Raw genomic sequence first — 304 nt, forward strand, 5'->3', positions numbered from 1 at the left:
ATGGATGCCGCGCTCGCGCGGGCCTACTCTGCCAATCCGACGCTCAACGCGCAGCGCGCCTCCGTCCGCGCGACCGACGAGAACGTGCCGCAGGCGAAGGCGGGCTACCGTCCGCGCATCACGGCCTGTCTCTTATACACATCTCCGAGCCCACGAGACTCTAGGCGCGATCTCGTTTGCCGTCTTCTGCTTGTAAAGGGGGGGGGGGGGGGGGGGGGGGGGGGGGGGGGGGGGGGGGGGGGGGGGGGGGGGGGGGGGGGGGGGGGGGGGGGGGGGGGGGGGGGGGGGGGGGGGGGGGGGGGGG

The 304-nt window shown here is 77.3% G+C and carries 1 pseudogene; it reads left to right on the forward strand.

Going from position 1 to position 304, the window contains the following annotated elements:
- A pseudogene (locus JHD80_RS27865) lies at window positions 1–304 on the forward strand (TolC family outer membrane protein); the annotation flags it as partial.

Source organism: Allobosea sp. ASV33 (assembly GCF_016428755.1).
GTDB lineage: Bacteria > Pseudomonadota > Alphaproteobacteria > Rhizobiales > Beijerinckiaceae > Allobosea.